The sequence below is a fragment of the Vreelandella sp. EE27 genome, assembly GCF_968206495.1.
The window spans coordinates 916722-936182 of record NZ_OZ309109.1 but is presented as its reverse complement, the minus strand read 5'-3'; the positions used below and the strand labels follow the sequence as shown (position 1 = coordinate 936182).

Annotated in this window: 18 protein-coding genes; 11 read left to right on the top strand and 7 right to left on the bottom strand. The window is 60.4% G+C overall.

Annotation, left to right across the window (positions count from 1 at the left end):
- The first annotated feature begins 25 nt into the window (after positions 1 to 25).
- The 3 genes from deoD to ACWHVV_RS04430 are packed head-to-tail and all read left to right on the top strand — an operon-like array spanning position 26 to position 2324.
- Entirely contained in the window at positions 26 to 751 is a 726-nt protein-coding gene (deoD, locus tag ACWHVV_RS04440) for a purine-nucleoside phosphorylase (protein WP_447928275.1), read from the top strand.
- 13 nt (positions 752 to 764) lie between these two features.
- Positions 765 to 1175: a cytidine deaminase gene (gene cdd, locus ACWHVV_RS04435; protein WP_447928274.1), complete on the top strand. Its 411-nt coding sequence runs from the start codon at positions 765 to 767 to the stop codon at positions 1173 to 1175.
- 15 nt (positions 1176 to 1190) lie between these two features.
- Complete coding sequence (locus ACWHVV_RS04430; protein WP_447928273.1) at positions 1191 to 2324, top strand: aminotransferase class V-fold PLP-dependent enzyme; 1134 nt, start codon at positions 1191 to 1193, stop codon at positions 2322 to 2324.
- A 108-nt stretch (positions 2325 to 2432) separates the two neighbouring features.
- Here ACWHVV_RS04430 and ACWHVV_RS04425 read toward each other — a convergent pair whose 3' ends face one another.
- On the bottom strand, positions 2433 to 3848 hold the full coding sequence (locus ACWHVV_RS04425) for a hypothetical protein (RefSeq protein WP_447928272.1): 1416 nt from the start codon (positions 3846 to 3848) through the stop codon (positions 2433 to 2435).
- Positions 3849 to 4017: 169 nt separating this feature from the next.
- Here ACWHVV_RS04425 and ACWHVV_RS04420 point away from each other — a divergent pair, with 169 nt between their 5' ends.
- Entirely contained in the window at positions 4018 to 4980 is a 963-nt protein-coding gene (locus ACWHVV_RS04420) for a DnaJ domain-containing protein (protein WP_447928271.1), read from the top strand.
- Positions 4981 to 4994: 14 nt separating this feature from the next.
- Complete coding sequence (locus tag ACWHVV_RS04415; protein ID WP_447928270.1) at positions 4995 to 5432, top strand: hypothetical protein; 438 nt, start codon at positions 4995 to 4997, stop codon at positions 5430 to 5432.
- Here ACWHVV_RS04415 and ACWHVV_RS04410 read toward each other — a convergent pair.
- A complete protein-coding gene (locus ACWHVV_RS04410; RefSeq protein ID WP_447928269.1) occupies positions 5343 to 7766 on the bottom strand; it encodes a mechanosensitive ion channel family protein in 2424 nt (807 codons plus the stop codon). The genes ACWHVV_RS04415 and ACWHVV_RS04410 overlap by 90 nt on opposite strands.
- Before the next feature lie 164 nt (positions 7767 to 7930).
- Here ACWHVV_RS04410 and ACWHVV_RS04405 point away from each other — a divergent pair, with 164 nt between their 5' ends.
- Both ACWHVV_RS04405 and ACWHVV_RS04400 read left to right on the top strand, forming a co-directional pair.
- Complete coding sequence (locus ACWHVV_RS04405; RefSeq protein WP_447928268.1) at positions 7931 to 8938, top strand: amidoligase family protein; 1008 nt, start codon at positions 7931 to 7933, stop codon at positions 8936 to 8938.
- A gap of 22 nt (positions 8939 to 8960) precedes the next feature.
- Positions 8961 to 9650, top strand: a complete 690-nt coding sequence (locus tag ACWHVV_RS04400; protein WP_447928267.1) for a gamma-glutamyl-gamma-aminobutyrate hydrolase family protein — start codon at positions 8961 to 8963, stop codon at positions 9648 to 9650.
- On the opposite strand, the gene tpx is transcribed toward ACWHVV_RS04400, so the two are convergent.
- On the bottom strand, positions 9647 to 10150 hold the full coding sequence (tpx, locus tag ACWHVV_RS04395; protein WP_447928266.1) for a thiol peroxidase: 504 nt from the start codon (positions 10148 to 10150) through the stop codon (positions 9647 to 9649). The two genes, ACWHVV_RS04400 and tpx, sit on opposite strands and share 4 nt — an antisense overlap.
- A 150-nt stretch (positions 10151 to 10300) precedes the next feature.
- Between tpx and ACWHVV_RS04390 the strand changes: the two genes are divergently transcribed.
- A complete protein-coding gene (locus tag ACWHVV_RS04390) occupies positions 10301 to 11014 on the top strand; it encodes a glutamine amidotransferase (protein WP_447928265.1) in 714 nt (237 codons plus the stop codon).
- Here ACWHVV_RS04390 and nfi read toward each other — a convergent pair.
- Both nfi and ACWHVV_RS04380 read right to left on the bottom strand, forming a co-directional pair.
- A complete protein-coding gene (gene nfi / locus ACWHVV_RS04385; protein WP_447928264.1) occupies positions 10998 to 11723 on the bottom strand; it encodes a deoxyribonuclease V in 726 nt (241 codons plus the stop codon). The genes ACWHVV_RS04390 and nfi overlap by 17 nt on opposite strands.
- Before the next feature lie 96 nt (positions 11724 to 11819).
- The gene (locus tag ACWHVV_RS04380; protein ID WP_447928263.1) at positions 11820 to 13541 is read right to left on the bottom strand and encodes a DEAD/DEAH box helicase; all 1722 of its coding nucleotides are present in this window, start codon (positions 13539 to 13541) and stop codon (positions 11820 to 11822) included.
- Positions 13542 to 14027: 486 nt separating this feature from the next.
- Between ACWHVV_RS04380 and ACWHVV_RS04375 the strand changes: the two genes are divergently transcribed.
- Together ACWHVV_RS04375 and ACWHVV_RS04370 are read left to right on the top strand one after the other, a co-directional pair.
- On the top strand, positions 14028 to 14225 hold the full coding sequence (locus tag ACWHVV_RS04375) for a CsbD family protein (RefSeq protein ID WP_447928262.1): 198 nt from the start codon (positions 14028 to 14030) through the stop codon (positions 14223 to 14225).
- Positions 14226 to 14324: 99 nt separating this feature from the next.
- Entirely contained in the window at positions 14325 to 14822 is a 498-nt protein-coding gene (locus ACWHVV_RS04370) for a PRC-barrel domain-containing protein (RefSeq protein ID WP_447928261.1), read from the top strand.
- A 149-nt stretch (positions 14823 to 14971) separates the two neighbouring features.
- Here the strand turns inward: ACWHVV_RS04370 and ACWHVV_RS04365 are convergent, their stop codons facing one another.
- Positions 14972 to 15970 (bottom strand): glutathione S-transferase family protein, encoded by a 999-nt coding sequence (locus tag ACWHVV_RS04365; RefSeq protein ID WP_447928260.1) that lies wholly within the window; start codon positions 15968 to 15970, stop codon positions 14972 to 14974.
- Positions 15971 to 16048: 78 nt separating this feature from the next.
- A complete protein-coding gene (locus tag ACWHVV_RS04360; RefSeq protein WP_447928259.1) occupies positions 16049 to 16969 on the bottom strand; it encodes a LysR family transcriptional regulator in 921 nt (306 codons plus the stop codon).
- A gap of 744 nt (positions 16970 to 17713) precedes the next feature.
- Here ACWHVV_RS04360 and ACWHVV_RS04355 point away from each other — a divergent pair.
- On the top strand, positions 17714 to 19390 hold the full coding sequence (locus tag ACWHVV_RS04355; RefSeq protein ID WP_447928258.1) for a peptidoglycan DD-metalloendopeptidase family protein: 1677 nt from the start codon (positions 17714 to 17716) through the stop codon (positions 19388 to 19390).
- Positions 19391 to 19461 lie beyond the last annotated feature (71 nt).

Genomic DNA, 19461 nt, shown 5'->3' with positions numbered 1-19461 from the left:
AGGTTTGATCGTTTAAGGAGCATTTATGGCAACGCCCCACATCAACGCAGAATCTGGCGACTTCGCCGATACCGTTTTAATGCCCGGCGACCCGCTGCGCGCTCAGTACATTGCCGACACCTTCCTCGAGAACGTGCGCCAGGTAAACGACGTGCGCGGCATGCTCGGCTTTACCGGCACCTACCAGGGTGTCGAGGTCTCGGTGATGGGCCACGGCATGGGGATCCCCTCGGTTTCCATCTATGCCAAGGAGCTGATCACCGAGTTTGGGGTGAAGTCGATCATTCGCGTGGGCTCCTGTGGGGCGGTGCGCGACGACGTCAACCTGCGCGATGTGGTCATCGGCCTGGGCGCGAGCACCGACTCCAAGGTCAATCGCATGCGTTTCAACGACCACGATTTCGCCGCCATTGCGGATTTCGAGTGGGCGAGCCACGCCGTGGCCGCCGCCAGGGCGCACAGCGTGCCGGTGAAAGTGGGCAACATCTTCTCCGCAGACCTGTTCTACAACCCTCAGGAGCAGATGGCGGAGTTGATGAAGCGCTTCAACATCGTCGGCGTCGAGATGGAAGCGGCCGGGCTTTACGGCGTGGCCGCCGAGTTCGGCGCCCGGGCGCTGACGATCTGCACCGTGTCGGACCATATCCTGAAAGGCGATTCGCTCTCGAGTGCCGAGCGCCAAACCACCTTCAACGACATGATGACCATCGCCCTCGACGCCGTACTGCGCGACAAGGGCGTCACCGCCTGAACCGGAGATTGCGATGAATCAGGTAGATCCTGCGCTGGTAGAGCGCCTTACCGGCGCCCTGGCTAACGCCTACGTGCCCTACTCCGCCCACCCGGTCGCCGCCATCATGGAGACGCCGGAGGGCCAGCAGTTCGTTGGCTGCAACGTCGAGGTGGCCCATTACAAGGGCATCTGCGCCGAGGGCTCGGCGATTTCGGCCATGGTCACCGCCGGTCACCATACGCTTTCGAAAGTGTACGTGATGGGCCCGGGCGAGCACCTGTGTACGCCCTGCGGTGACTGCCGCCAGCGCATTCGCGAGTTCGCCGCCCCCGGCACCGAGATCCACGTGGTCTCTCGCGCCGGCGAACGGCTCAAGACCTACACCATCGAGACGCTGCTGCCCGATGCCTTCGGCCCCGAGCAGTTGCCCGCGCGTCCTTAACTCCAGGAGAAGCCCATGGCGGCCCTTTTGCCCGACGTCGACCCGAACGGTTTGCTCGAATATTCGGTGGTCTACACCGACCGTTCGCTCAACCACATGTCCGCGCGTTTCCAGCACGTGATGCGCGACATTTCCGCCACGCTCAAGGAGGTCTATAACGCCCAGGCCAGCGTTATCGTGCCGGGTAGCGGCACCTTTGGCATGGAGGCCGTGGCCCGCCAGTTCGCGAAGGACGAGAAGGTGCTGGTGATTCGCAACGGCTGGTTCAGCTACCGCTGGACCCAGATCATCGAGATGGGCCGTTTGACCGAGGATCACACCGCGCTCAAGGCGCGTCGGGTGGATGAAAACGACCCCCAGGCGCCTTTCGCGCCGATGCCCGCAAGCGAGGTCGCCGACCGCATTCGCGCCGAAAAGCCGGCGGTCGTTTTTGCCCCTCAGGTGGAAACCTCGGCGGGTATTTTGCTGCCGGACGACTATATTCGCGAAGTGGCCGCAGCGGCCCGGGAAGTGGACGCGCTGTTCGTACTCGACGCGATCGCCGCGGGTACGCTCTGGGTGGATATGCAGGACCTGGGTATCGACGTGGTGGTCAGCGCGCCGCAAAAAGGCTGGAGCGGCCAGCCCTGCTGCGCCATGGTCATGCTGTCCAGCCGCGCCGTCAAGCGCCTGGAAAACACCCAGAGCAACAGCTTCGCCTGCGATTTGGGCAAGTGGCATGCCGTCATGCAGGCGTATGAAAACGGTGGTCACGCCTACCACGCCACCATGCCCACCGACGCCCTGCGCGCGCTTTGTGCCATCATGCAGGAGACCCGCGAGTACGGCTTCGCCAAGGTGAAGCAAGAGCAGATCGAACTGGGCCGCGCGGTGCGCGATATGCTGACACGCCAGGGCTTCAAAAGCGTGGCCGCCGAGGGCTTCGAGGCGCCGGGCGTGGTCGTGAGCTACACAAGCGATGCCGCACTGGTCGGCAAGCTAGGCCAGGCGGGGGTGCAGGTCGCCGGTGGTGTGCCGTTGATGTGTGACGAAGGCGATCACTTCCAGACCTTTCGTATCGGCCTTTTCGGGCTGGACAAGCTTCACCATACCCAGCGCAGCGTCGATCAGCTGGAAAAGGCGATCGAAGCGGTGAATCGTGAATCGTGAATCGTGAATCGTGAATCGTGAATCGTGAATCGTGAATCGTGAATCGGTAAGTAGAGTGGGTGAGAGATAAGCGGTCAATCGTCAAAGCGCCCTTTGGGGCGCTTTACGTTACCGGGATGCGCTTTTCTGCTCGACCCGCTCGACATCGACGATCCCTGAGCGGCTGACCACGACCTTCCATCGCACCAGCTGCGGCGTGTCTTCACTGCCGGTTTCGCGAATCACCAGGTTGAACAGGTGGCGGCGCTCGACGCTTTCGCGCACCGCCTGGCCCTCTTTCAGCCGGTAGATATGGTGCTTGCCCTTGTTCATTAGCCGGGTGAGGAGCGAAATATCCAGCGTCAGCGTTTCCCGGGTGTGCTCATAGCCACTCAAAAAGCGCGTGGGGGACATCCGCGAACGCGAGCGATAATGCAGCACCATCTCCTCGCGCTGGGCAACGCTTCGGTGGCGAAGTTTTTGTATCTCTTCGTTCAGTGATGAAAAGCGCTTGTAGTTGAACCATTCGAGCTGCTTGCCGACCAGCACGTTGCGCGTCGGGTCCAGATACCGGCGGCGCCACTTGGGCCGCCCCTTGCGCAGAAGCCGCCACAGCGTATTGCGCAGGTCATCCTTGAACACCTCGCGCATGGCGTACAGGATCGCCATCACCAGCACGAACAGCGCGGTAATGTCCCCGACTACATCACGCGCCTGCAAAACCCCCAGCGTCACAAACGACATGACCACCGCCGTTGCCAGCGCCTTCACCGCCCGCTGCTCGCCATGACCCAGCTCGAGCGAAGCCTGTTTGAGGGTAATCGGGTGCTCGATCAAGCGGCGCATAAGGCGCATTTTATTGGACATGCGGGTGGGGTCGGCCATGACCCGTTCGGCGTTGTACTGCCGCTCCCGACGGTAGCCGTTTTCCACCTCGCACAGGTCGATCAGCTGTTTACGCACCGGGTTGAACACCCCGCCCCGCGGCAGGTGCGCCACTAGCGTCAGGCGCTGCTGCTCGGTGAACCAGGAAAGATAGTTGTCGATATTGGCGAAATACTTGTAAAGCGCCTCGTCGCTTGGCTCGTTACGCCGCAGGCGTCTAAGGATGCCCTCGCTCAGGTCATTCATTTCATCGACCTTATCCAGCAGCGCCTGCTGGCTTTCGCGCTCGGCCTCGGAAAGCTCCTCTTTTTTCTCGACGCGCAGCGCTCGGGCATCGGTGAGTACCGACTGAGTAGCCTGTTCCAAAGCAATAACGTATTGGTAGGCGTAAAGGCTCAAGCCAAGCCGGTAGGACTCGCTGCCCAGCCGGTTGCGGCTCGCCAGGCGGCTATGCACCAACGGCAGGTGGTACTGGTCACTGTAGTAGGTGCGCGATACCTGAACGGCGCTATGGAAGAAGGCCTCTTCGGTGACCAGCTGCGTGCTAAGCCCCAGCTCACCGGGAACAAACAAGTAAACATCCAGCGTGTGCGACGTCTCCTCTTTCAGCCGCCGGGTAAGCCTTAGCTGAAAGCTGTTTTTACGCTCGACGTTAATCACCTGCCTGCTATCTCCTTAAGGTAAAATGTTTCATCATGTGCCTTTGGGCCCTGCTCGAACACGCCGGTTTCGAAGACTCTCCCCAAGCGTAGCCCAGGATGGGCTTGCTATCGTGCAGTACGCGGGCGAGTATTGCCCGCTAATCTTTCATCGCTTTTGGAGCCAGGGGATGCCCACCGCCCATTTTTCTACCTTTGAGCGTGTGCTTGTTAAAAGCCGCAGCCAAGTGGATACGGCGGTGCTTCTTTTGCTGGCCTGGGTACTGACCAAGCGCCAGCATATTTCCGAAGGCCAGCGCCGCCGCCGCTTGGCGCAGGTCACCGCGCAGTTTCGTCACGGCCACGCGCAGGGCGTGATGTTCGATATTGCCCGCCAGCAGGACGTCAAGGCACTACAGCTGGCCGCCGAGGTAGTGCGCAGCGAGTGCGACGAGCCGCGCCGCCTGGCCATCATGCACCAGGCCATTGCGCTTGCCACCGACGACGGTAAGCTCTCCCCCGCCAACCATTACGTGCTGCGCTTTCTGGCCGACGTGCTCACCATCGCGCCGGCGACCCTGGTCACGCTTTTTCAAGAACTCACCGGCAGCGCGCTAGAGCTACCCGAGGATATCAGCCGCCGCGGCTATTGGCTGCACCACGACGCTGCCTACCGCGAAGAGAAAGCCCGCCAGGCCCAGGAAGCCCAGGCGCAAGCCGAACGCGAACAGGCCGAGCGTGAAAAGGCACGCCGCGAACACGCCGAACGGGAAAAGGCGCGCCAGGAACAGGCCGAACGCGCCCGCGCCGAACAACAGCGCGCCCGCGAAGAAAAAACGCGCCGGGAGCGGGCGCGCCAGGAAAGTGATCGCCGCGAACGGGCACGGCGCGAAAACGCCCAGCACGAACAGCGCCGCGAGCAGCATACCCGCGTCGAGCCCGCCGGGGGGTACCAGACCCGCCGGGCACTGGCGGTGCTGGAGCTCTCCCCCGGGGCCAGTCGCGCGGAGATTCGCCGCGCTTACCGGCGCATGGCGCAGTTGCACCACCCGGACCGCTTCTATACCAAAAGCGAGCACCACATAGCGCTGGCCTCTCAACGGTTCCAGCGTATAAAAAATGCCTACGACTATCTGATCAAAGCGACGCTTTAACGAAGGGTTCTGACATGCGCGATCTCTACAAACGGCTGGCACTGCCCCCCGAGGTGGACGAGCAGGCGCTCAATACCGCGCTGGAAAAGTGCGCCAACAGCGCACTGCGCGAGGACGCCGAGGCAACCCTGGCCGAGGCTCGCCACCGCGCCCAGTACGATGCGATGCACCATACGCTGAGCGATATCGGCCGCCTGCGCGCCGGGCTTGGGTTAAGTCACGCCCCGCACTGGCAAGGCGATGCCGCCAACGACTTCTCGATGCCGCCGGACAACACCGCGCCCCGGCTGGATGAACTTTCCCAGCGCCTTGGCGAAGCGGTGACGTTTTACGACCGCTGGAAGCGCTTTCGCGGCGGCTGGCTACTCGTCGCCGTGTTCGCCGTTGGTGCTAGCGTAGGCCTCGCTTTGGGGCTCGCCCTGCTCGTTCGGTTTGGGGTGGGGGCGGTCTGACTGACGCTCGCGCTCGTCCTTGCGCGTTTCGGCGTTCGTAGGCCGCGGCGCGGGTTTGGGCGGTGCAGGCCGCTGACGCGGCCCCTCGGGGTCGTCACCGCTGGTTTCGATAAAGAAATCGGTTCCCGCGCTCTCCTCCACCTCTGACTGGGACCGAGGCTCCATGCTGACGCTAAGCCGCGGCACGCCCAGGTCGATGTTTTGCGCTTCCATGCGCTGCTTGAGCAGCAGGTTGAACGCCCGGGAGACGTCCCACTGCATCTCCGGGGCGGTACGAAAGCGCATCCGCAGCACCGGGCAGCCATCTTCGAAGCCCTGAACCCCCTGCATCTCGAGAGGCGACCAGATGTAGTGGCGCATCATCGGGTCCTTACGCAGCTCCTGGGCGGTCTCCTGCATCAGCGTGATAGCGTCGTCGATGTGCATATCAAACGGAATTCGAATACGCATCAGGGCGATACCGAATTGGCGCGACATGTTATGAATCGACTCGATGCGGCTGAAGGTGATGATGTGTACCACGCCGTCCAAATCGCGCAGCTTCACCGTGCGCAGGGTCAGCCCCTCGACGGTGCCCATATGGCTGTTGATCTGGACGAAGTCGTCCACGGCCAGCGAGTCTTCGATCAAAATGAAAATACCGGTGATCAAATCCTGCACCAGGGTTTGCGCACCAAAACCGATCGCCAGACCGATGACACCGGCACCGGCCAGCAGCGGTGTCACGTTGACCCCGATATTGGCAAGCCCGACGATCACCGCGATGATCAAAATAGCGACGAAAATCACGTTGCGGATCATGGGCGTGATGGTTTGCGCCCGGGCCTGGTTGACCCGGCGCCCGCGCGAGCGTGCCGACGAGGTCAGCGCCCGCTGGATGGCGGTATCGGCAAAGATCCACACAAGCCAGGCCAGCAAGACAGTCGCGCCCAGGCTCACCAGCGCCTGGCCAATCCGCGCGCTTGCCACGGCCTGCTGGCCCAAACCGAACAACGAGCCGCCCCATACCTGCATGGAGAGCTCGGCAAACACCATCCAGGCGCACAGGTGCGCCAGCACGAAACCAAAGCGCTCCAGCCGCTTGCGGTACTGGCTATGGCGGCGGCGGTGACGGCGCTTGGTGAGCCGCTCGGCCTGGCGGCGCAGAAGCCCTGTGACCACCAGCGTCAGCACCAAAAGGCTTGCGGAGATGATCGAACGGGCAAGTGCGGTGGCCACGTCGCCCACGGTAATGAAGATCGCCAGTAGCGAGCCGCCCACCATTAAAAGCGCTGGAATGTGCCAAAGACCGCCCAGCGTACGCACCATTTCGACCGCCGCGCTGGCATCCCGGCGCTGTTTATAAGGCCGGTTGCAGATCAGGTGGCGCACCGGGCGCTTGAACTTGAAGATAAACCGCGCCGCCAGCACCGCCGCCAGCATATTGGCCAGCACCGAGGTAAGGCTTGCAAGCTCGGCGCCCAGCAGATCGACCAGCCGGGTGGAGTTCACCGCATCGCCCAGGGCGATCAACGCGCCGATCACGAACAGCCCGCGCAGCGCCTGGTTTTGCATCAACTGTACCGCGGTAAAGCGGTGGCCGCGGCTGAAAAACGCAATGACCGTCTCGAACACCACCGACAGCGCCCGCCCACACAGGCAAACGTAGGCAATCACCAGTATCAGCGTGCGCCCGGCGCTGTAGGGCAGAAGCTGGCCAATCCCTAAAATGACCGCAAACGAGAGCGTCCAGGGCAGCATGCGGCGGAAGAAGTGGGCGACCAAAAGCCAGGCCTTGGGATCCCGCGGCAGATCGAGCGGCCACTCGCGCCGGGTAGCAATCAGCCGCCCAAAGGCGATCAGCGCGATCAATAGCGACACCCATATCGCGGCCAGAATGGCGCCGTCCACGACCTCGCGGATCGCCTCGCCCTGGTTGGTGTCTTCATTGAGCGCGCGCAGATCCTGGGCGCCTTGCAAAAGCTGACGGGACCACTCGTCGACCGGGGAATTACCCGACTGCGCCTGGTCCCCCAGGTCGCTCAGCGTATCGGCAAGCGCGCCCAGAAGCCCCTGGCGGGCCACGCCCTCCTCTTCTGCGGCTTCGCTGGTGGTCTGCAGCTCGCGCAGCGAGTTGAGAAGGGCCCGGCGCTGCTCATCGTTTTCCAACAATGTAATGACGTCGGACAGCGAGCTTTGAAACTCACTGCTACTCACCGACTCCTCTTCGGCCGTATCGTCGCTGCTGGTAAGGCTGGGCAGCCCCACGCTTTGTGCCTGCGCCAAAGACGCCGCGCCCACCATTGCCCATAGCGCGACACTCAAAAAGACAGTGATCAACCAGTGCTGTCGCACATGCTCCTCCAGGCTCGACCGATGCGTATCGGTCTCATTGATGAACGACCCAATAACGGTGGTGGGTAACGAGGCAAAATAACCAGGCCACGACGAATATCGCTTAGCCTACCGCCTGACTATGATAGGGTGAAGGCCTAAACGTTCACCTCAAGGATCTAGAGATGACGCTCCAGGCGCCCCCCCATCGTTTGAACCATCACGGCCAAACGCGACGCGTCGGCGTGGAGATCGAATTTGCAGGGCTTCCCCCCCACGACACCGCCCAACTGGTGAGCGAACTCTTCGGGGGCGAGCTTAACGTGGTAAGCCCACACAGGCTACTGGTACATCATACCCGCTGGGGTACCTTTGGTATCGAGCTCGATACTCAGTATGCCCACCCGGACCAGACGCTGCTGGACGACCAGCGCGACGACGACAGCGAATGGGCGCGCCAGCAGCATCTTCGCCGCGTGGAGTTTCACCGTAAAACCCGAGAACTGATCGGCGATATGGTCACCGGCCTGGTGCCCACCGAAATCGTCTGTCCGCCGGTGCCCTGGGAGGAACTGGACGAACTGGACACGCTGTTCAAGGCGCTGCGCGAAAAAGGCGCCAAAGGCACCGATGCCAGCCTGCTCTATGGGTTCGGCCTGCACCTCAACCCGGAAGCCGGGGCGATGGATGCCGAGTCCCTTTTGGCGATGCTGCGCGCTTACATGCTCTTGGCCCAGTGGCTGCGCGATGAAATCAAGGTCGATATCACTCGCGAAGTGCTCCCCCACGCCAATCCATTTCCCAAGGAGTACGCGCTGAAGGTACTGGACCGGCGCTACGCCCCGTCGCTCGATCAATTGATCGACGACTACCTTCATTATAACCCGACGCGTAACCGCGAGCTGGACCTTTTACCGCTGTTTGCCCATCTGCGCCCGGATCATCCCCACGCGCTTTTGCACAGCCAGCTCACCAAGCCGCGCCCTACTTTTCACTACCGGCTGCCCAACGCGCAGCTCTCCCAGCCGGGTTGGGGCTCGGCGGTGGAGTGGAACCGCTGGGTCGAGGTCGAAAAACTCGCCGCTAACCATGAGGCCTTGAATGCCCGGTGCGATGAGTACATCGCCTACAACACCCAGGCCTGGACGACCCGCTTGAAAAACAAACTGCTGCGTTCGTTCAAGCGTCGCTGAAATTTTTGAGAGACTTCGTTTTATGACCCGCCCGCTCATCGGTATCACGACGTCCGATTACAAGAGCCACCTGGCCTGGTGGTTCGACTGGTTCGCCGTTTGGCGCCATGGCGGAAAGCCGCTGCGCCTTTCGCCCTCGCGCCCGCTGCCCGACACCCTGGACGGCTTGATCGTCGGCGGCGGCGACGATATTCAGGCGCACCTGTACGGTGGCGAAGTGCAGCTCGACGTGCGTCTCGACCCGGCCCGGGACGAGCTCGAACTCGAATTACTGGGACGCTTCATTCCCGGCCACACGCCGGTGCTGGGTATTTGCCGCGGCGCCCAGCTGATCAACGTACATCTGGGCGGCACCCTGGACCCGGACATCTATACCACCCACGAAGGCTTGAAACGCCGCCGCACGGTACTGCCGCGCAAAACCGTGGATATCGTCACCGGGAGTAAACTCCACAGCCTGCTCGACGTGAGCTGGTGTCGTGTGAATAGCCTGCACCACCAAGCGGTGCACGAGGCCGGCAACGGTATCAAGATCGTCGCCCGCGACCGGGATGGGCTGGTGCAGGGTATCGAGTCGCAACATCACGACTTCGTGATCGGCGTTCAGTGGCACCCGGAGTGGCTGATTTTCAACCGCCCTCAGCAGCGTTTGATTAGCGCGCTGGTGAAGGCGGCGAAAAAGCGCCGTAGCGCCGAGTCTTCCGAGCGTTAAGCGCCCAGTACGGCCAGCGCGGCGTCGTAGTCGGGCTCGTCTTTAAGCTCGCTGACCAGTTCGCTGTGTAGCACGGTGTCGTCACGATCGAGCACGACCACCGCACGGGCGCAGAGGCCTTCCATGGCGCTATTGGTCAGCGCCACGCCCCACTCCTTGAGAAACGCCTGATGGCGAAAGGTAGAGAGCGTTTCGACGTTATCCAAGCCCTCGGCACCGCAAAAGCGCACCGCCGCGAACGGCAAATCCGCCGACACCACCATCACCACCGTATCCGGCAAGTTGGAAGCCAGCTCATTGAAGCGCCGGGTCGACGTGGCGCAGGTCGGCGTATCGACACTGGGAATGATATTGAGCACCTTGCGCTTACCGGCGTAGTCGTCGAGAGTGACGTCGCTTAGCTCCCGGTTGGTCAGCGTAAGGCCGGGGGCTTTCTCGCCCACTTTCGGTATGACGCCGTCAACGTCCATCGGGGTACCGCCTCGGGTAATTTGCTGCATAGAATAGTAGTCCCATGTTATAGGTAGACGCGCAGTGATTAGGCAAATCCGGCATTCGCCGAGACCTACCCTAACTCCAAACCGCGCCGTTTGAATACACCTCGAGGCCTGTCGGCGACAGCGCCCCGTATGCACCGCCACGAGTATGCCATGCCCTTAGTACTGATCGTAAAAACCGGCGACGCTTTTCCCGAAGTGACCGACCAGCACGGCGATTTCGATGCGCTGTTCGAGGAGCCCATGAAGCGGGTGGTCCCCAACACGACGATTAACGTATGGGATCCGCGCGCAGAGCCCGCTGCCCCCTCACTGGACGCGCTGGATGCGATCGTGATTACCGGCTCCAACAGCATGGTGAGCGACGCCGAGCCCTGGAGCGAGGCATTGAAGCCCTGGCTCAACGCGGCGCGTGAGCGCGACATTGCCATGCTGGGCGTCTGCTACGGGCACCAGCTGATGGCCGAAGCCTTTGGCGGCCAGGCAGGCAATCACCCAAACGGCCGCGAGGCGGGTACCTTCGAGATCGAACGCACCGACGCCTCCCATAGCGACCCGCTCTTTAGCCAGCTGCCCACGCGTTTCATGGCGCACCTGACCCACGGCCAGACGGTGCTCGAAGCGCCAGACGATGCGCTCATCCTCGCGTTCAACGACCACGACAGCCACCAGGCGGTTCGCTACGGCACCCGCCAGTGGAGCGTACAGTTTCACCCGGAGTTCAACGCCGACATCCTGCGCGCCTATATCGAACGCGTGGAACCTGCGCTGATCGAACAGGGCGAAGACGTCGGCACGCTGATCAACCGCATCAAGGAAACGCCCCAGGCGACCAGCCTGCTCGAGCGCTTCATTCGCCTTTTGTAGCCTTTTTGGCCGCGGCTTTGGCGGCGCGCTTTTCGACGCGCCGGGAGGCGAGCCGGTCGGCCAGCCGCGTCGGCTCGGGCAGCTTGGTACGCCCAAGGCACTGCATGACCCACTGAAGCGACGTTGCCAGCGATATACGGTGGCCCGGGGATACGAACACGGGTTTCACGTTCACTCGCGAACGCAGCACCGCGCCCAGGGTTTCCCCTTTGGCGGTGAGCGGGCTCCAGTCGCCGCGCTCACCGCCGACCTCTTCAAAGCGCCCATAAAGGCGCGATTTGGCAATCCCGATCGTCGGCAGGTCGAGCCAGAGCCCCAGATGCGCCGCCACCCCCAGCTTGCGCGGGTGGGCAATGCCCTGGCCGTCGACCATCACCAACTGAGGCATTTGGGAGAGCCTGGCAAAGGCACCGAGCGCGGCGGGTATCTCACGAAACGATAAAAGCCCCGGCACGTAGGGCATACGCGTTGGCTCACGGTGAACGACCTGTTCGACCTGCTCGAGATAAGGCGCCTTCTGCGGGTCCCACTTCAATAGCACGACCGCGGCGCGGGTGGTTTCGCCCTCGTCTTCGAAACCGATATCCACCCCGGCGATGAGCTTCACCTCGTCGAGGCGATCACTAAGCTCCAGCCGCCCGGCAAGCTCGGTTTGCAGCGCAATCGCGTCTTTGGGCTCGAGATTCCAATCGTGTAACGGCGCATCCATGGCAGTTTTCTCCTTTTGAAACGTTAAGCGTAGAGCATCGAGCAGCCAATAAAAAACCCCGCTCGAAAGCGGGGTTTTGCTTGGCCTGGCTCGCGATTAAGCGCGTTCGCGGCGACGGACCGGCGCATCGCCGCCTTCGTCACGACGGCGACGCGGGGCGCGTTCCGGGGTGCTGCTGTCTTCGCTGATCTCAAGCGGCCGACCGGCCACACGGGCGCGCGCCATCTTGGTCAGAATGGTAGACGGCAGGTTGCTGGGCAGCTCGACCACCGAGAAGGCGTTGCGAATATCGATACGCCCGATACGCGCGCCTTCGATACCGCCTTCATTGGCCAATGCGCCGACCAGCTGGCCAGGCTTGACGCCATCCTTGTGACCCACGGAAACGCGGTAGCGAGTCATGCCTTCGCTGGGTGCGCTCGAACGCTCACGGCGGTTAGCGGGCTTGCCGCTGTCCTTGCCGCCTTCGCGCGGGGCACGCTCTTTGCGCGGGGCCTGCAAGCGGCCGATGGGTGCTTCGTCGGCGCGGGCCATGGCGGCAAAGGCGCAGGCCAGCTCGACCGGGTCGTGACCCTCTTCGACCAGACGCTCGACCAGCGCACGCTGCTCTTCAGCGCCCTTGGTCAGCGCAGCCACGACGCGGTGATGGAACACCTCGTCCCGGTGAGTGCGGATGGCGCTTTCGTCGGGCAGCGGCATCTCGGTCATTTTCTGACCGGTTGCCTGTTCCATCCAGCCCACTTTACGACCTTCGCGGAAACCGGCGAAGGTGATCGCGATACCGCTACGCCCGGCACGGCCGGTACGGCCGATACGGTGAGTATAGGCTTCGGCGTCCTGGGGCAGGTCATAGTTGATGACGTGGGTGATACGCGAAACGTCCAGACCGCGTGCGGCGACGTCGGTGGCGATCAGCACATCGACCTTGCTGCGCTTCAAGCGCGTGATGGTGCGCTCACGCAGACTCTGATCGAGATCGCCCGACAGGCCAGCAGCGTTGACACCGCGGGCGGTCAGTTGCTCGACCAGGGTGGTGCACGCGGCACGGGTGCGCACGAACACGATAGCCGCATCGACGGGCTCGACTTCGAGAATACGCGACAGCGCTTCGAGCTTGGCGCCACCATCGACGCGCACGATGCGCTGCTCGATGTTTTCGCCGGTAGTGGTTTTCGATTCGATCGCCACTTTCACCGGGTCGACGAGGTAGCGATTGACGATACGCTCGATTTCGGCAGGCAGGGTCGCGGAGAAGAAGACACGCTGAGCATCTTTCGGGGTATCGGCGACCACGCGTTTTACGTCGTCGATAAAGCCCATGCGCAGCATTTCGTCGGCTTCGTCCAGCACCAGCGCCTGAAGGTCGCCGAGCTTCAAGCTGCCGCGGTCCAGGTGGTCGATAATACGACCCGGGGTACCGACGACGACCTGAGCGCCGCGCTTGAGCGCGCCCAGCTGCTCGCGATACTCCTGACCGCCGCACAGCGTGGCCACTTCCAGGCCTTTAAGATTCTGACCGTACTTGGTAAACGAAACCGCTACCTGTTGGGCCAGTTCGCGCGTCGGCGCCATCACCAGCACCTGAGGCGCATGGCGGTCGAGATCGATACGCGAGAGTAACGGTAGTGCAAACGCCGCGGTTTTACCGGTACCTGTTTGGGCCTGGCCCAACATGTCACGGCCTTCCAGCAGCGCGGGAATGGTTTTCGCCTGAATGGGCGAAGGGGTCTGGTAGCCCTGTGCTTCAACAGCAGAAAGAACGGCAGGCAACAGAGCAAGATCGCCGAAGCTCGGCGAGGCGACAGAAGTCGAGGTCATTAATCACACCTTGGTAGACCGGCGTGGCCGGCAAAAAACATCGTAAGCGTCTTCGACACGTTGGTCAGCGTACTCGCGCTGAACACAAACGCCGCTTGGCGGATCGCTTGATAAAGGAGTCAAAGACGCCGGTCGCACCTGGCATCCAGTTGGCAGAAACATGAATAACGCGCCAACCGTTGTGGCGACCTTCTGCGTCGATTTCACCCGGTTGGTGAAATGCTAAAGACGCGCCATCTTCACAGCAATGAACATCTCAAAGGGATGTTCCCGCAAGCGCCACTACGTAATGAGTGCTACGCAGTCTAACGCTTACCGTCGTGATGGAGGGGTCAACACATGCGAGGAGCGCGAATACTAGCACTTTAAAAATTATCTGGCTAGCTTTTTTGCTTTACCCTACTTGAACAGGCGTCCTTGCGCTTGTCGACATATGGTCTAAAATTTTAATCGCAATAACGCTTTAGGCAGTCAAGGAGAGAGACGATGAATTGGGATCAAATCGAAGGCAAATGGACCGAAGTCAAAGGCAAGGCGCGTTCGAGCTGGGGTGAGTTCACCGATGATGAACTCGACCAGATCGGCGGCAAAAAGGATCAGCTCGTCGGTAAGCTTCAGCAGAAATACGGTCTGGAGCGCGAAGAAGCCGAAAAGCGCGCCGATGACTGGGCGGACAGCCTGTAAAAAAGCCAACAGTTAAAACGTAGTGGACACGTCAACGGCGTTACGCGCGGCTTTTAGAAAGCCGCGCGTAACGCCACAGGAAGTTAAAGGAGTAACGCGATGCGTAAATCACTGCTATTGGCTGCAATGAGCACCACCCTGCTGGCCGGTATGGCTTTCAACGCGCAGGCGTCCCAGGAGCCTCAAGGCGTCTACTCCGCCGAAGACATACTGGATGCCGAGGTTTATTTCTCCAACGGCTCCGGGGAAGAAGTCGGCGATGTCGATGACATTTTGTTCGACGATGACATGCGCATCACTGGCCTGGTGATCGAAAGCGGCGCCGTTTTGGGCCTTGGTGGCCGTGAAATCGTGGTCGGCACCGACTACTTCACGCTTGAAACCAGCACCGAAGGCGATGGCGACACCGAACACCGCATTATGTTGACCGCTACTCCCGAAGAAGTGGAAAGCTTCCCCGCCTACAACCGCGACTGGTGGGAGCAGACTCAAAACAACGCGCGTAACGCCTGGCAGACCACTCGCGACGGCGCCCAGAGCGCCTGGCAATCGACCCGCGAAGCGTTCAATGACGACGAGAACCAGCCCCAGCAGTAAACGGCTCGTTTAATCGCGCGTAAAAAAAGGCCGCCCATCGGGCGGCCTTTCGTTTTGTCAGGTGGCTTTTTTTCAAGTGCCCTTTTTTCAGGTGCCTTTTAAAAGAGGGCCTCGACGGTTTGCGGTTACTTTTTGCCGTTACTTTTTCGTTACTTTTGACGCCTACGAATGCCTTTGCCCTCTAACCGCTCACGATCATGGGGGCGCTCGAAATCGAGTAGCGGACCGGCCGGGACGATCCGGGTCGGATTGATCGTTTCGTGGCTGTAATAGTAGTGGCGTTTGATGTGATCCATATTCACCGTCTCGGCAACACCTGGCCACTGGTACAGCTCACGCAGATAGTTCGAGAGGTTGGGGTAATCCTCGATACGCTTATAGTTGCACTTGAAGTGGCCGAAATAGACCGCGTCGAAACGCACCAGGGTGGTAAACAAGCGAATATCGGCTTCGGTCAGCCACCCCCCTGCCAGGTAGCGGTTTTCTGCCAAACGCGCTTCCAGCCGGTCGAGCGCGTCGAATAGCGCCTTGACGTGCTTCTCGTAAACATCCTGTTCGGTGGCAAAGCCCGACTTGTAGACACCGTTGTTCACGTTGTCGTACACATCGTCGTTCACTTCATCGATGGTTTCACGCAGATCCTCAGGGTAGAAGTCGAGATCGTTGCCGGTCAGCTCATCGAAGGCACCGTTGAGCATGCGCAGCAGATCGGCGGACTCGTTATTGACGATGGCGCTGCGCGTTTTGTCCCAAAGTACCGGCACCGTGACGCGCCCGGTATAGGCCGGGTCGGTCATGGTATAGAGCTCGTAATGGTAATTCACCCGGTTGATGGGGTCGCCACTCGAGCCTTCCTCTTCGTTATAGGTCCAGCCCTTATCGAGCATCAAGGGACTAACGTGGGAGACGCCAATCAACGGCTCCAACCCCTTGAGCTTGCGCATGATCAGCGCCCGATGCGCCCAGGGACAGGCCAGGGATACGTAAAGGTGATAACGGTCCTTTTCGGCGGGAAAACTTTGCCCCTGCTGCTGACCACTTCCTTCTACCCAGTCGCGTAACTGGGCCGACTCGCGTACGAACTCACCGCCATGCTTTTTGGTGTCATACCACTGATCGACCCACTCGCCTTCTACTAATAGTCCCATCGGGCGCCTCCTGTAATTTGCGTCTCTGCTTATGTTTTTAGAGCATAGCGCGCTTTACGATGCACTCAAGCGGATGTTTTACCCTGTTTCATTCGAGTAAATTGAATCTTCCGGGCATTGCTCGATCACCGCCTCGCGCAGCACCTGGGCCATGGCGTGGGTGGCCGGGCCTGCATGGTCGCGATCCTTGAAAATCAGTTGAAAAGGCGCTTCGCGAATCCCCCCGGCAGTCAGGGGCAGCGGCTTCAGGTCACCACGCTCGAGCTCGTCGGCGATCCGGGTGACCGGCATCCAGGCAAAGCCCAGGCCGCGCTTTATCATATCAAGCGATGTATTGAGGTGGCTGACCGTCCAGCGCTGCTCGGCCTTGAGCCACCCCGCATTGGCAGACTGACGATTGGCCGAGTCACGCACGACCAGCTGGCGATATTGCGCCAGGTCGCGCAAATCGAGTTCACGCCCCAGGCCGTGAAGCGGGTGGTCGGGATGCGCCACCGCGATAAAGCGCACGTTGGCTAACGGCTCGCCCAGAAAACCAGGCACTTCCATGCCGGAAATCACCAGATCCGCCCGCCCATCGAACAGCATCTCTACACCGCCGTTGAGTACGCTTTCATAAAGCTGGACCCGAACCTGCGGGTAGGCCTCGGAGAAGCGCTCGAGCGCTTTGGCCTGGGCATCCGCGGGAAACACCTGATCGATGGCGACCGCCACTTCCGTTTCGAGCCCTTCGGCAAGGCGTGTAGCAATGTCCTCTATCGAGGCGGCGCTCTCGATGAGCTGACGCGCCCGGCGCAGCAATAGCTCACCGGCCTCGGTCAGGCGGACCTGACGACCGACCGGCTCGAGCACCTGAACGCCAAGCTGCTCCTCCAGCTTGTGCACCGCATGATTGAGCGTAGAAGGGCTTTTATGAATAGCCTGCGCGGCGCGTGCAAAGCCACCGTAATCTACAACGGCGGCGAGCATGTGCCACTGAGCAAGTGTTACCCGAGACATTTCGATTTCCTCGACGCTAAAAGCGTATTAGTGCGCTTGGTCTTCGAAAAAACTTTAACAGAATGCTGGCGACGACGAATAGCTAACTTGTGCGGCGACTCATGCTGTTTCAACGAAAACACTAAAAAACAGGGAACTTTTTGAAAATATTGTATAACATCGGCTCTGCTTCTACTTTGCTATAAGACAATTGAGTCATCGCTCTTTAGTTACAAAAAAACACAAAGACGCAGACACTAAAGTACTCTTTACAATCACTGAAATAACTAGCGGACTAACAATTCACTGAAACGCCGGTTTTTTTCAAAGGCGCCTTCTTCGGGCCAAACCAATCCTTGTACAAAAGCATGACGCTAATAGCCGCTCAAAACAGCGTGGAAAAAGCGTTTTGGGAAACGTTTCTTGATGATCAGCGGTACTCAGCGCGATAAACCATTGATCCTTGCTATCGGGAAGGCTTTACAAAGAACCACTATTGGCTATATTGATACGCCTTAACCGATACAACTACATTTAGGTGTACAAGCTATTGGCAGGTTTGAAAGTTTAGGTTTCGTATAGCCAACGCCATTAGCAAACACTGTTTCTTAATAAGTCGCTTGCTGTCCGGTTTTTTCGTTAACGCGAAACCCGCCTCTCTGTATGTAAATACAGTCTATTCACCCCTACCCCCATGGGGTATTGTTCCCGTGCTTGTTCACTTTTACGTTCATTTTCACTTCGAACTCGGCGGTCAATTTACCCATGTTGCGAATCCTTCATTCGCTGCCCCGCGCACATAAATTATTACTTTTACCCGTGGCTACAATGGTCACCGTGCTGGGCACACAAAAGCTTATAACGACGTATCAGGATCTCAATAAACCCCATACTTCACTGGAGAGCGTGCTCGTACCGCTGCCCAGCGACTCTTTTACCACCGTGCCCTCCTTGCACCAGGAGCGCCGCCCGGTCGCCAAAGCGATCGACCGCGCCTCCCGCGCCATCGACGCCACCCGCGAGCAGATCCCGCTAAGTGATCTCGCCGCGACCGAGATCATCGATCTCGATGTCATCGCCACCGCCGAGGCATCAATCGCCAGCGAAATAGATGCAAAGCCCGTACTGGATGACGGCGCCATTCACATGGCGGTGGTGTTTGGCACCCTAACCAGTGGCATGCTCAATATCGACGAACCGGGCACTCCGGGGCCGGTCGAGATTGCCGATGCTACTTCCGTGGATAGCGCTACCTCTTACGAGGATTACGGCATCGAGCTATTCGACGATATCTCCTTTCTCGAGCTCGAACTGGCCGCTGAAGAGCCCTTCGTTCCCGAGTGGGCCACCCATATCGTAGAGCCGGGTGAAACCTTTGCCGTGCTGGCGCAAAACGAGCTGGGTCTTGGCTACAGCGAAGTGCTGGCCCTTTTGGACGACATGCCCAACCCGCGCATTTTTACCAACTGGCGCGCCGGTAACAGCTTCGATTACCAGCTGGACGAAAACGGCAACTTGCTCGCGCTGCGCATGATGAAAGACATCCGCGACGGCGTGCTGCTCGAGCGCAATGAAGACACCTCGTTCGCGGCAACCGTCATCGAACGTCAGGGCGAGCCGGTTCAGCGTCTGTTCGCCGGGACCGTTAGCGGTAGTTTTGCGCGCTCGGCCCAGGCAACGGGGCTTTCAAGCAGCTCGGTGACCGAGCTGACACGCCTGCTCGAGAAAAAGCTCGACTTTAGGCGGGATAGCCGTCGCGGCGATAGTTTCAACGTGCTGGTCGAGTCCGACATGATCGACGGCGAGACACTGGATTCGCGCGTACTGGCGGTCGAGTACGACGGCGAGCGCATGGATTTGACGATGGTGCGTAACGCGGCGGATGACAACTTCTATACGCCGGAAGGCAGTGGCCTGGAGCCGGGCTTTGCGCGTCATCCCTTCGAAGGCAGCTATCGCTTGAGCTCTAACTTCAATCCGAACCGCAAGCACCCGGTAACCGGCCGTATCAGCCCGCATAACGGCACCGACTTTGCCATGCCGATCGGCACCCCCGTTACCGCGCCAGCAGACGGCCGGGTCGAGCGGGTGACCAATCACGCAGCGGCCGGCCGCTACATCGTGATTCGCCACGATAACGGCTACCGCACGCGCTATCTGCACCTGTCCAAACCGCTGGTCAGCGCCGGCGATCGCGTGACCATGGGTGATCGCATCGCGCTTTCCGGCAATACCGGGCGCAGCACTGGCCCGCACCTGCATTACGAAGTCATCGTCAATAACTCACCGGTTAACGCCATGACCGTAGAGCTTCCCGAGTCCTCGAGCCTGACCGGCGATACGTTGATCGCGTTCAAGAACCAGGCCGAACCGATGCTTGCTGCCCTCAACAGCGGCGAGACCGGTACGATCAATGTAGCCAACTACCAGCGCGACGAATAAAGAGCCTGCTCACTTGCGCTAAAAAAAGCCGCCCAATCGGGCGGCTTTTTTGCGTCTTTAGACCACACGCC

Coding starts and splice junctions, on each gene's coding strand:
- deoD (WP_447928275.1), top strand. CDS start 26: ATGGCAACGCCCCACATCAACGCAGAATCTGGCGACTTCGCCGATACC.
- cdd (WP_447928274.1), top strand. CDS start 765: ATGAATCAGGTAGATCCTGCGCTGGTAGAGCGCCTTACCGGCGCCCTG.
- ACWHVV_RS04430 (WP_447928273.1), top strand. CDS start 1,191: ATGGCGGCCCTTTTGCCCGACGTCGACCCGAACGGTTTGCTCGAATAT.
- ACWHVV_RS04420 (WP_447928271.1), top strand. CDS start 4,018: ATGCCCACCGCCCATTTTTCTACCTTTGAGCGTGTGCTTGTTAAAAGC.
- ACWHVV_RS04415 (WP_447928270.1), top strand. CDS start 4,995: ATGCGCGATCTCTACAAACGGCTGGCACTGCCCCCCGAGGTGGACGAG.
- ACWHVV_RS04405 (WP_447928268.1), top strand. CDS start 7,931: ATGACGCTCCAGGCGCCCCCCCATCGTTTGAACCATCACGGCCAAACG.
- ACWHVV_RS04400 (WP_447928267.1), top strand. CDS start 8,961: ATGACCCGCCCGCTCATCGGTATCACGACGTCCGATTACAAGAGCCAC.
- tpx (WP_447928266.1), bottom strand. CDS start 10,150: ATGCAGCAAATTACCCGAGGCGGTACCCCGATGGACGTTGACGGCGTC.
- ACWHVV_RS04390 (WP_447928265.1), top strand. CDS start 10,301: ATGCCCTTAGTACTGATCGTAAAAACCGGCGACGCTTTTCCCGAAGTG.
- nfi (WP_447928264.1), bottom strand. CDS start 11,723: ATGGATGCGCCGTTACACGATTGGAATCTCGAGCCCAAAGACGCGATT.
- ACWHVV_RS04380 (WP_447928263.1), bottom strand. CDS start 13,541: ATGACCTCGACTTCTGTCGCCTCGCCGAGCTTCGGCGATCTTGCTCTG.
- ACWHVV_RS04375 (WP_447928262.1), top strand. CDS start 14,028: ATGAATTGGGATCAAATCGAAGGCAAATGGACCGAAGTCAAAGGCAAG.
- ACWHVV_RS04370 (WP_447928261.1), top strand. CDS start 14,325: ATGCGTAAATCACTGCTATTGGCTGCAATGAGCACCACCCTGCTGGCC.
- ACWHVV_RS04365 (WP_447928260.1), bottom strand. CDS start 15,970: ATGGGACTATTAGTAGAAGGCGAGTGGGTCGATCAGTGGTATGACACC.
- ACWHVV_RS04360 (WP_447928259.1), bottom strand. CDS start 16,969: ATGTCTCGGGTAACACTTGCTCAGTGGCACATGCTCGCCGCCGTTGTA.
- ACWHVV_RS04355 (WP_447928258.1), top strand. CDS start 17,714: ATGTTGCGAATCCTTCATTCGCTGCCCCGCGCACATAAATTATTACTT.